The organism is Polaromonas sp. YR568 (assembly GCF_943369415.1).
GTDB lineage: Bacteria > Pseudomonadota > Gammaproteobacteria > Burkholderiales > Burkholderiaceae_C > Polaromonas.
The window spans coordinates 55,141-64,642 of the sequence record NZ_CALRNF020000035.1 but is presented as its reverse complement, the minus strand read 5'-3'; the positions used below and the strand labels follow the sequence as shown (position 1 = coordinate 64,642).

Annotated in this window: 12 protein-coding genes; 6 read left to right on the top strand and 6 right to left on the bottom strand. The window is 61.1% G+C overall.

Annotation, left to right across the window (positions count from 1 at the left end):
* Positions 1-343: 343 nt before the first annotated feature.
* Genes ACLV74_RS20175 through ACLV74_RS20155 form a run of 5 tightly spaced genes read right to left on the bottom strand, consistent with a single transcriptional unit; the run spans position 344 to position 4,403 of the window.
* Positions 344-1,045: a hypothetical protein gene (locus tag ACLV74_RS20175; RefSeq protein ID WP_411881200.1), complete on the bottom strand. Its 702-nt coding sequence runs from the start codon at positions 1,043-1,045 to the stop codon at positions 344-346.
* Positions 1,046-1,067: 22 nt separating this feature from the next.
* A complete protein-coding gene (locus tag ACLV74_RS20170) occupies positions 1,068-2,345 on the bottom strand; it encodes a TRAP transporter large permease subunit (protein WP_411881199.1) in 1,278 nt (425 codons plus the stop codon).
* Positions 2,342-2,914 carry a TRAP transporter small permease gene (locus tag ACLV74_RS20165; protein WP_411881198.1) on the bottom strand — a complete coding sequence of 191 codons (573 nt, stop codon included), beginning with the start codon at positions 2,912-2,914 and terminating at the stop codon, positions 2,342-2,344. Before ACLV74_RS20165 ends, ACLV74_RS20170 begins: the two co-directional genes overlap by 4 nt.
* 1 nt (position 2,915) lies before the next feature.
* Complete coding sequence (locus ACLV74_RS20160; RefSeq protein ID WP_411881197.1) at positions 2,916-3,374, bottom strand: type II 3-dehydroquinate dehydratase; 459 nt, start codon at positions 3,372-3,374, stop codon at positions 2,916-2,918.
* Positions 3,375-3,392: 18 nt separating this feature from the next.
* A complete protein-coding gene (locus ACLV74_RS20155) occupies positions 3,393-4,403 on the bottom strand; it encodes a TRAP transporter substrate-binding protein (RefSeq protein WP_411881196.1) in 1,011 nt (336 codons plus the stop codon).
* Between the two features lie 299 nt (positions 4,404-4,702).
* Between ACLV74_RS20155 and ACLV74_RS20150 the strand changes: the two genes are divergently transcribed.
* From ACLV74_RS20150 to ACLV74_RS20125, 6 genes are all read left to right on the top strand, one after another.
* Positions 4,703-5,482 carry an IclR family transcriptional regulator gene (locus tag ACLV74_RS20150; RefSeq protein ID WP_411881195.1) on the top strand — a complete coding sequence of 260 codons (780 nt, stop codon included), beginning with the start codon at positions 4,703-4,705 and terminating at the stop codon, positions 5,480-5,482.
* 127 nt (positions 5,483-5,609) lie between these two features.
* Positions 5,610-5,984 carry a type II toxin-antitoxin system MqsR family toxin gene (locus ACLV74_RS20145; protein WP_411881194.1) on the top strand — a complete coding sequence of 125 codons (375 nt, stop codon included), beginning with the start codon at positions 5,610-5,612 and terminating at the stop codon, positions 5,982-5,984.
* Positions 5,985-5,998: 14 nt separating this feature from the next.
* A complete protein-coding gene (locus ACLV74_RS20140) occupies positions 5,999-6,565 on the top strand; it encodes a type II toxin-antitoxin system MqsA family antitoxin (RefSeq protein WP_411881193.1) in 567 nt (188 codons plus the stop codon).
* Positions 6,553-6,975: a hypothetical protein gene (locus tag ACLV74_RS20135; protein ID WP_411881192.1), complete on the top strand. Its 423-nt coding sequence runs from the start codon at positions 6,553-6,555 to the stop codon at positions 6,973-6,975. Before ACLV74_RS20140 ends, ACLV74_RS20135 begins: the two co-directional genes overlap by 13 nt.
* Before the next feature lie 66 nt (positions 6,976-7,041).
* Positions 7,042-8,052, top strand: a complete 1,011-nt coding sequence (locus ACLV74_RS20130) for a restriction endonuclease (protein ID WP_411881191.1) — start codon at positions 7,042-7,044, stop codon at positions 8,050-8,052.
* 25 nt (positions 8,053-8,077) lie between these two features.
* Positions 8,078-8,689: a hypothetical protein gene (locus tag ACLV74_RS20125; protein WP_411881190.1), complete on the top strand. Its 612-nt coding sequence runs from the start codon at positions 8,078-8,080 to the stop codon at positions 8,687-8,689.
* Between the two features lie 13 nt (positions 8,690-8,702).
* Here ACLV74_RS20125 and ACLV74_RS20120 read toward each other — a convergent pair whose 3' ends face one another.
* A complete protein-coding gene (locus tag ACLV74_RS20120; protein ID WP_411881189.1) occupies positions 8,703-9,494 on the bottom strand; it encodes a citryl-CoA lyase in 792 nt (263 codons plus the stop codon).
* Positions 9,495-9,502 lie beyond the last annotated feature (8 nt).

Sequence of the window (9,502 nt, the reverse complement as noted above, 5' to 3'; positions counted from 1 at the left end):
GGGGTGGGAATTGCTCAGACTGTCGGTCCGCTGTGAACGGCCGATTGCGAATGTGTGGTTCCTCACCCCAGCACCCTAACCATACAAGCGAAGCGCAGCGTAGCGAGTTTAGCCAGACCCCGCTTGGCTCGAGCACCGCAGGTTGCCCGTAGCGAAGCGGAGGGACGCAGCAACCAGGGTCGCCTTTTCTTTTGCTTACTTTGCTTTTGGCGAAGCAAAAGAAAAGTGAGTCGCTGCCGGGCGATTCCCGGCCAGCAAGCCCATGCAGAGGGCGCGCCGCCGGAGCAAGACCCGGCTTCGATACCTCAACCCGACCGGTGAAGCGAGGACAGCTTCGACAGGCTCAGCCCGAACGGTGAGCCAGAGCCTTCAAGTCATGCTTCCCCAAAGAATACGAGAGCGCGTAGATGTCCTGCGTCATGGCCGCAAGCGCGCCCGCAGCCTCAAGCCGCTGCGGCGACAGCTCGTTCGCCAGCGTGTGCTGCAAAGCCTCCGTCTCATAAGACGACAGCAGGACAATCCAGTCGGCGACGGCATCCCCGCCGCGGATTTTTTGCTCTTGCGTCATGGCGGCCTCAGGCGTCCTGGTTTGCAGCAGGTGCGCCCCGACGATGCCCCTGCTTTCCGCCTGGCGGGCCAGCAGCGCTTCCAGCCAGGCCCGCAAAGGCCCGGCCTGGCCGTCGGCGGGGGACAGGCGGATCGTCAGCACCGCCTTGCCCAGTCCGGCCCCAAAACTGCTGAGCAGCTGGCACTGGCTGCGCACCATGTTCAGGTGGTGCGGCATCATCTTTGCCGACCATGGCGTCGGGTTGTTCAGGCTTTGCAGGTAGCCGGCGGAGGTGAGGGTTTCATACGATGCCAGTTCATACATCACAAAAAAACCCGTTCCTCCGTCAAGGTTGGTCCAGCGTGAGCCGCGCAGAAAGCCGTCGATGCCCATGCGTTCCGGAAAGTGTTCGCGGGAGTGCCACTCCTGGAACTCCTCGCGTTGCGCGGGCAGGATGTCCCACCACATGGCGACCGCCGCATTGCCTAGAAGTGCCATCTCGTCGAACCTCAGTAGAACTTCAGTAGAACCAGCTTGCCGGAACCGTGACCAGCTTGGGGAACACCACCATCAAAAACATCACCGCGAACTCGGCGATCATGAAGGGGACGACACCCTTGGTGACGTCGTCCATGCTGATCTTGCCGACACCCGCCACCACGTTGAGCACCGTGCCCACCGGCGGCGTCACCAGCCCGATCGAGTTGTTGATGATGAACAGCACGCCGAAGTAGACCGGGTCTATGCCCGCGGCCTTGACCACCGGCATCAGCACCGGCGTGAGGATCAGGATGGTGGGCGTCATGTCCATCGCCGTGCCGACCACCATGACCAGCACCATGATCGCCGCCATCAGCAGAATCGGGCTGCCCATGAAAGGCTTGAGCAGGTCCACCACCATGCCCGGCAGGTTGGCCACCGTGATCAGCCAGGCGCTGACCATCGCCGCGGCGATCAGGAACATCACGATGGCGCTGGTCTTGGCCGACGCGACGAACACGCCGTAGAGCTGCGAGAGCTTGAGTTCGCGGTAGATGACGGTGGAGACGAACAGGGCGTAGACGGCGGCCACCACGGCCGCCTCGGTGGGCGTGAACACGCCCATGCGCAGGCCGACCAGGATGATGACCGGAAGGATCAGCGCCCAGGTGGCGTCGCGAAAGGCCTTCATGATCTCGGCGCCGCTCTTGCGCGGCGGCGGCACGATGGCCTCGCGCCGCACCAGCCAGGCCCAGGTGACCCACAGCGCGCCGCCGATCAGCAGGCCCGGCACCACGGCCGCGAAGAAGAGCTTGGAGATCGACACGTTGGCCGCCACGCCGAAGATCACCAGCCCGATGCTGGGCGGGATCACCGGGCCTATCACCCCGACGGCGGCTATCAGGCCGCCGGCGCGCGCCTTTTCGTGCCCGGCCTTGACCATCATCGGCAGCAGCAAGGCGGTGAGCGCGGCCGCGTCGGCCACGGCCGAGCCCGACAATGCCGACAGCAGGCAGCCCGCCATGATGGTCACATAGCCCAGCCCGCCCTTGACGTGGCCGACCAGCGCCAGCGCCAGGTTGACGATGCGGCGCGACAGGCCGCCGACGTTCATGATCTCGCCGGCCAGCATGAAGAAGGGCACGGCCAGCAGCGGGAAGCTGTCGGCGCCCCCGACCAGGTTCTGCGCCAGGATCTGCGCATCGAACAGCTGCAAATGCCACATCAGCGCGACACCGCTGGCCAGCAGTGCAAACGCGATCGGAATGCCCAGGGCCATCGCGGCCAGCAGCGAGCCGATAAAAATCGCAATCGTCATGGCCGTGCTCCCGCGGTGTTGTCCGGCTGGCGCGCATCGTCCAGCACCTGCTTGAGCTGCACCGCCTCTTCCGACTCCTGCACCATCACCAGTTCATCATCCGACAGCCGGCCGGTGACCACCTTCCACAAATCCAGCAGCAGCAGGCCGCACGCCAGCACGCCGAACACCAGGCCCGAGAGGTAGACGATGGACATGGACCAGCCGGTCGTGGGCGCCGTCACGTCCCAGTTGATCTTGACCTGTTCCCAGCTGCCCATGGCCAGCAGCACCACGATGAAGATCATCAACACGTGGCCCACGACGAGGCAGATCTTCTTGCCCATGACCGGCAGCCGCCCGACCACCATGTCGATGCCCAGGTGGCCGTGTTCACGCAGCGCCACCAGGGCGCCCAGGAAGGTGCCCCAGATGAAGAGCCAGCGCGACACCTCTTCGGACACCGTGATGCCCGAGTTGAAGCCGTAGCGCAGCACGACGTTGCCGAACACCAGCACGACCATGACGGCCAGGCCGAGCGCGATCAGGAACTCGATGCCCTTGCAGGCCTTGTCGACGAATTTGTCCATCTCAGTTCTGCGCGGCAAGGGCCTGCGCTTCGCGCGCGATGTCGGTCACGACCCGGAGGCCCTGCAGGTAGGAGCGCGGACCGAACCCCTGGATCGTTCCCTTCACCGCCGGCGAGATGATCGAGTGGTGGCGCCAGGGCTCGCGTGTCGCGAGGTTGGACATGTGCACCTCGATCACCGGGAAGGGCATGGCCTTGATCGCGTCATGCAGCGGCACGCCGTGCTGCGTGAGCCCGGCGGGGTTGACCAGCGCGCCCTGCGCCGCGTCGATGTGCTCGTGCAGGAAATCAATCAGCGCCCCCTCGTGGTTCGACTGGATCGTCTCAAGCGTCACGCCCAGTTCCCCGGCCAGTGTGGCCAGCATGGCGTCGATCTGTGCCAGCGTCGTGGTGCCGTAGATATGCGGTTCGCGCCGGCCGAACAGGTTCAGGTTCGGCCCGTGGAGGACTAATATTTTCATGGGATCAGAACCTGGAACCTAGAACTTCGACACGCGTTCCAGCTCGGACTTGAACAGGGTCACGATGGCCGGGTCATAGGCGGCGGAGAACTTGTCGTAGACGGGACGCACTTCGGCGCGCATCTTGGCCAGCTCGGCCGGCGGCACGTCGTTGTAGAGCATGCCCTTGGCCGTCAGCTCGCCCAGGGCCTTCGCCGAAACTTCACGGCTGACCACGCGCTGCCAGTTCTGGGCTTCGATGGCGGCGTCAGCCAGGATCTTGTGCTCCACCGGCGAGAGCTTGTCCCAGAAGCGCTTGCTGATCTGGATCGGGTTGGTCGCGTAGACGTGGTTGGTGCCGCTCACGTACTTCTGCACTTCGTAGAACTTGCTCGAGGCGATCACCGCGAAGGGGTTTTCCTCGCCATCCACCGCCTTGCTCTCCAGCGCGCCGTACAGCTCCGCAAAGGGCATGGGCACCGGGTTCGCCTTGAAGGTCTTGAAGGTTTCCAGGAACACCGGGTTCGGGATCACGCGCAGCTTCAGGCCTTCCAGGTCGGCGCCTTTCATGATGGGGCGCTTGCTGTTGGTCACGTTGCGAAAGCCCAGGTCGAAGAAGCCCAGCACGATCACGCCCTTTTCAGGCAGTCTGGCGGTCAGCATCTTGCCCAGCGGGCCGTCGACCAGCGCGTCGGCCTGTTTCGCATTGGCGAAGAGGAAGGGAAAGTCCAGCAGGCCGAATTCCTTGACGATGCCGTTCAGCGAGGTCGTCGAGGCCACCAGCATTTCCTGCACGCCGCCCTGCAGCGCGGACTGCTGCTGCAGCTCGTTGCCCAGCTGCGAGGCTGCGAATTCCTGCACCTTGATCTTGCCGCCGCTCTTGGCGGCGACGATCTCGGCGAACTTGCGCACGCCCAGGCTGGTCGGGTGGTCGGGGTTGTTCAGGTGGCCGAACTTGATGGTCCGTTCCTGGATGTCCTGGGCCAGGGCGGGCATTGCCGCGACCATCAGGGCGGCAACAAGGGTGAGGGTTCTGCGGCGAACGTGCATGGTGATGTCCTTTTGTGTTGGCGCCTGGGGGCTGCTGTCAGCCTGGCCGGCGATGTCTCTGCGATGTCTCGGTTGTCCCTTGCCCCAGCACACGCTGCAGGCCGAGGGCATCATATTCGTGAAGTGGAAAGTCTTTCCATTGTGGAAAACCATTACCATTATTCAATTGCAGCCCGGTCCAGGCCATGGCCCAATCGGTCAAACCCTCCTGTATAGAGAGGGCCCCGGCCGGTCCCCCAGGAAGCGGCCGGCCCGGCGCACCGCCCCCCAGACACCGTCAAGCCAAAGAGTCCCCCACCATGAGCACCCTGCTGGAAAGAAGCTTTAAAACCCTGGAGCAACTCGCCGCCCACCCCGAGGGCATGACGGTATCCGCCATCGCCGCCACGCTGGACATGCCCCTCAGCGCCACCCACCGCCTGCTCGCCGAGCTGTGCCGCTGCGGCTATGTGCGCCAGGTGCGCGAGCAAGGCGAGTATGTGCTCACCATCAAGCTCGTGTCACTGGGCCTCAGCTTCTTGAGCGCCTCCGGCGTCGTCGACGTCGCGCAGCCGCTGATCGACAGCCTGGCCGAAGAATGCGGCGAACTGGTCCGCCTGGCCGTCGTCGACGGCGACGACCTCACCTTCGTCGCCAAAGCCCAGGGCGCCCGCCGCGGCCTGCGTTATGACCCCGACATGGGCCTGTCGGTGCCCCTGTCCTGCAGCGCAGCCGGCCACGCCTGGCTCTCCACCATGAGCGATGAAGAGGCCCTGCGCCTGGTCGCCCAGCAAGGCTTCGGCCAACCCAAAGACTACGGCCCGAATGCCCCCACCACCGTCAAGGCGCTGCTCGCCTATATACAGAGGGCCCGCAAACGCGGCTTCAGCATGATCAGCGAAGTCTTCTCCCCCTCCATGACCGCCATGGCCGCGCCCGTGCTCGCGCCCTCAGGCGCCATCGGCGTGGTCACGATCGCGGGGCCGCTGGTGCGGCTGACCGAGGCGCGCATGGAGGAGCTGTCTGAGGCTTTGCTGGCGACGGCCGATGAGATTCGGGCGGCCAGTGGGGGGTCGGCTATGTTTAAGAAGAGGGCGTAGGGGTCATCCTCATCTGGCTCCCCACCGGCAAATGATGTCAAACCCTGATTAAACATACAGCGATAACCCGGCCAAGCGTAGTAAAATTACCATCGTGGTAACTTTCGTCATCATTTCAGAGTACAGTTTGACTTCGCCAGCCAAAGGCGGAGGCGAAAAGATTCCGGGTGGGCCGCTGTATGACCTGGACAGGGTCAAGGCAATGGTCAAGGACGGCAAGGGACTGCTCTTATGGACCAGGGACTGCGTGAAAGATGTCGCCGAACTTGGCTGGGATCATGCGGACGTGATCGACTTGATCCAGCGCCTGCGCAAGGATGACTACATTGATTCCGAGTGGTGTGAGAACGGCAGAGGCGCTTACGCCGCCTGTGATGCATACGCCACCAGGATGTCGGAATGGATTGAAGCCGCCAATAAAAACATGTTGATTGAGTACTTCGTGAAGTTTGCGATTAACAAGCTTGGCACGATGGTGTTGACGATTTCCTGTCACACCTGACTATGGAGAAAAAGATGAATACCACTGAACTCTGCCCCATTTGCGGCGAAGGTCACGTGAGGTCTCACGTGCAGCACGTTGAGAGCGAATACAAGGGGCAAAAGGCGATGCTGCCTTTGCACATGCAGGTGTGCGATACCTGCCATTCCGATTTTGCAGGTGCAACGCAGGCCAAGCTGAACAAGCGCGCCATCATGGCATTTCGCAAATCAGTCGACGGCTTGCTCACGGGAACAGAGGTAATTGCCCTGCGCAAGCACTACAGCCTGACGCAAGACCAGGCGGCCAGGCTTTTTGGCGGCGGGCCCGTCGCCTTCAGCAAGTACGAGAACGATGACGTGTCGCAATCCGAGTCCATGGATTCGCTGTTGCGCCTGGTTCGCCGCAGCGAAGCCGCGTTCTGGGAGCTGGTTGAAGAGAAGGGCATGCGGGCTGAATTCACGCAAGAAAAGCCAGTGGCTTTTGCCACACAGACTGCACAGATTCTCGTGATGGCGGATTACCGCGGTACCCCACCACGCGGACCCGAAAAGACGACGCTCCGGCCATATCCAAGCGAGACAAAAAAATGGAACGCGTAGAAAAACGCCCAAAGCTCGTCTCATTCAGGGCGCTGGCTTTCCATGGCGAGAACAAGGGCCCTGCCAACGGCGCGGAAGCCTGGACCATCCAGCTGACCCAAAACATTGAAGTCGGTCTGGCCGTCCCAACCGCGGCGGGCGGCACGCTCCAGGCGGTTGTGAAAATGACCTTGATCGCCGAGGCCGCCAACGATGGAAAGCAGGACAAAAAAGCCAGCTTCAATGCGGAGTACGAGGCCAAGTTCGACTACCCAGCCGCTGTCACGGAGGCCGAAGCCATGGCATTGATGGAGCCTGAGCCCTACCAATACGTCCTCGTTGCGCAAGCCTTCCCCTTGGCCATGACTCATTTCCGCCGGGAGATGCAGTCCATGGGTTTCGATGCGCGGCAACTTCCTTTGGGTATTTAGCAGCGCCTGTTCGGACAGGCCCTTGAAAAGTCACGGGCGACCATATCAACAAATAGGGGAGATGACATGACCAACAAGACCATGTGGATGGTTCGGGCGGGAGAAGGAGGTTTTCGATTCGATGATTTCAAAGACGGGTCTCGAGTCAGCATTGGATGGTTTGAGATTGGTGACTTGAGCTCATTCCGCTCGCGCGAAGATTTCAACAAAGCCGTTGCCAAGACTTTTCCCAAGGCACGTAAAGGACAAGTCGTTTCGGCAGCCAGCACTCTCTTTCGCTTCGTGCGTGAGATCAAGGTCGGGGACACGGTTATCACTTACGGGCCAAGCGAACGCGTTTACTTGGTGGGACGGGTGACTGGTGATTACAAGTTCTCACCGCAGATTTCGGCTGAGCAGCCCAATGGACATGACGTGGAATGGCGGGGGCAAGTATCACGCGACGCGCTTTCTGTGAGTGCGCGAAATAGCTTGGGCTCAACGCTGGCCTTGTTTCAAGTGCCCGTAGGTGTAGCTGAGGAGTTGATCGAACTACTGGATGGGAAAGCGAAAACGCCAAAGGATGTTTCCGCTTTACAGGATGACGTTGAAATCGAGCAGGTTGACGATTTGTATAAAGACATACAAAGCAAAGGCTTCGAGTTCATTAAAGACAAAGTGAATGAACTGGATTGGGAGGAGATGCAGGAACTGGTGGCGGGTTTGCTGCGCGCCATGGGTTACAAAACACGCATATCACCAAACGGTGCTGATCGGGGAAAGGACATCGTCGCCTCACCAGACGGTCTTGGTTTTGAAGATCCCCGCATAGTGGTCGAGGTCAAACACCGCGGAGCCGCCATGGGCTCGCAAGAAATCCGTAGCTTTTTAGGCGGGCGGCATGCCAACGACAAAGGGCTGTATGTGAGCACCGGCGGTTTCACCAAGGACGCCCGCTATGAAGCGGAGCGGGCGCCGATTCCGGTGACATTGATGGACATTGATGACCTTGTGAAGTCGCTACTGGAGCACTACGAGAAAATGGACATAGACATGCAACGCCTTATCCCCCTGCGTAAGGTGTATTGGCCTGCTTAAGGCTCCATAGCTTCGCGGTGATTGAATGAATAGCCCAGCCACCCATGTCGACTCATTCAAGCCGCTAGCGCTGGTACTTGAACGAGATGAATCCTGGGGGTTTCTGGATGGCCGAACTCTTGAGCAACATCACGGCCTGATAGCAGGGTATGCGCTACACGCTGGCGTTCCGGCTTCTGTGGAGCAGCATTACGAGAATGCCCGAAACACCTGGCTCTATTCTTTCTTCTGCTATCGATTGGTGCAGGTCGCCATTCTGCAAGTTCACCTGGCAGGAGAAGCCGCCATAAAGGAACGAGCCAGACTCGAAGGAATCAATCCCAGGAAAACACTGATGGAATTGCTTGATATCGCTCTAGAAAGGCGTTGGCTGCTCGATGCAAATTTTGAGATCACTGCCGATAGATCTGAGCAGGAACGCAAGCATCTGGAGATGCTGCGATTTATGGGGGTGATTCAAGAGCCATTCGTGGGTCCGTTGCATGAGCAAGATTACGCAAAGGCATTGATCGGCGCCTTCAGGATGATCCGAAATGCACTTGCACATGGCGAAGTCATTCTGAAGCCCAACTTGGGCTGGGAGTTTTTGGCCGTGCGCGACATGATTAATCAGCTATTCCCGGTTCCTCAACAATGAACCGATTCTTGGATTAGTCCTGAGCCTTTGCCTTGTCTGCCACCCCCACAAACGGAATAGCCCCCTCCACCGTCTCCCAAATAAACCGCCCCGAAGGACTCTGCTGCTCCTCGACGATATGCGACACCAGCCCCGCCGCACGCGAGATCACCGCAAAGCCCCGCATCACAGCGGTGGGCACCCCAATCTCCCCCAGCAGCGCCGCGACGGCGCCCGTCGCATTGATCGTGATGGTCCGGCCGGCGGCTTCGTCGACGGCGGCGGAAAGAAGCTCCAGTGCGCGAATCTTGTCTCCGGCCAGTTCGGGTTCGGCGCGGGCCAGGTCCAGCAGCTTGTAGGCGCGCGGGTCCACGGGTTTGTGCAGGTGGTGGCCGAAGCCGGGGACCGGGCTTTTTTGAGTTTTGTAATGGCGGGCGATGGCCAGGGCTTCGGCCTGGGGGTCGGCTGCGGCGCTGATGCGGTCCAGCAGGGCTGAGCAGTTCTCCATGGTGCCTACGAAGGAGCTGCCCACGGCCAGCAGGCCGGCGGCGACGGCGCCTTGCAGGTTTTCGGGGGCGCTCATGTAGATCAGGCGGGTGGCGATGGCGCTGGGGGTGAGGCCGTGTTCCATCAGCACGATCAGCACCACGTCGGTGATGCGCAGGTCCACGCCGCGCGGTTTGCGGTTCAGGATCTGCATCAGCATGACTTCGGTGAAGGTTTTTTTGCCCATCAGGTCTTGCACCAGGTCGGCGCCGCGGTAGTGCAGGCTGGTGAGCGTGTGGGTGCACAGGCCGGTGACGGGCGTGGCGGTGGTGGATGCCATAAGAAAAC

What these genes read in the sequence shown, in the direction of transcription:
- ACLV74_RS20125 (WP_411881190.1), top strand. Translation starts at nt 8,078, where the DNA reads ATGAATAGCCCAGCCACCCATGTCGACTCATTCAAGCCGCTAGCGCTG.
- ACLV74_RS20160 (WP_411881197.1), bottom strand. Translation starts at nt 3,374, where the DNA reads ATGAAAATATTAGTCCTCCACGGGCCGAACCTGAACCTGTTCGGCCGG.
- ACLV74_RS20120 (WP_411881189.1), bottom strand. Translation starts at nt 9,494, where the DNA reads ATGGCATCCACCACCGCCACGCCCGTCACCGGCCTGTGCACCCACACG.
- ACLV74_RS20150 (WP_411881195.1), top strand. Translation starts at nt 4,703, where the DNA reads ATGAGCACCCTGCTGGAAAGAAGCTTTAAAACCCTGGAGCAACTCGCC.
- ACLV74_RS20175 (WP_411881200.1), bottom strand. Translation starts at nt 1,045, where the DNA reads ATGGCACTTCTAGGCAATGCGGCGGTCGCCATGTGGTGGGACATCCTG.
- ACLV74_RS20165 (WP_411881198.1), bottom strand. Translation starts at nt 2,914, where the DNA reads ATGGACAAATTCGTCGACAAGGCCTGCAAGGGCATCGAGTTCCTGATC.
- ACLV74_RS20140 (WP_411881193.1), top strand. Translation starts at nt 5,999, where the DNA reads ATGAATACCACTGAACTCTGCCCCATTTGCGGCGAAGGTCACGTGAGG.
- ACLV74_RS20135 (WP_411881192.1), top strand. Translation starts at nt 6,553, where the DNA reads ATGGAACGCGTAGAAAAACGCCCAAAGCTCGTCTCATTCAGGGCGCTG.
- ACLV74_RS20170 (WP_411881199.1), bottom strand. Translation starts at nt 2,345, where the DNA reads ATGACGATTGCGATTTTTATCGGCTCGCTGCTGGCCGCGATGGCCCTG.
- ACLV74_RS20155 (WP_411881196.1), bottom strand. Translation starts at nt 4,403, where the DNA reads ATGCACGTTCGCCGCAGAACCCTCACCCTTGTTGCCGCCCTGATGGTC.
- ACLV74_RS20130 (WP_411881191.1), top strand. Translation starts at nt 7,042, where the DNA reads ATGACCAACAAGACCATGTGGATGGTTCGGGCGGGAGAAGGAGGTTTT.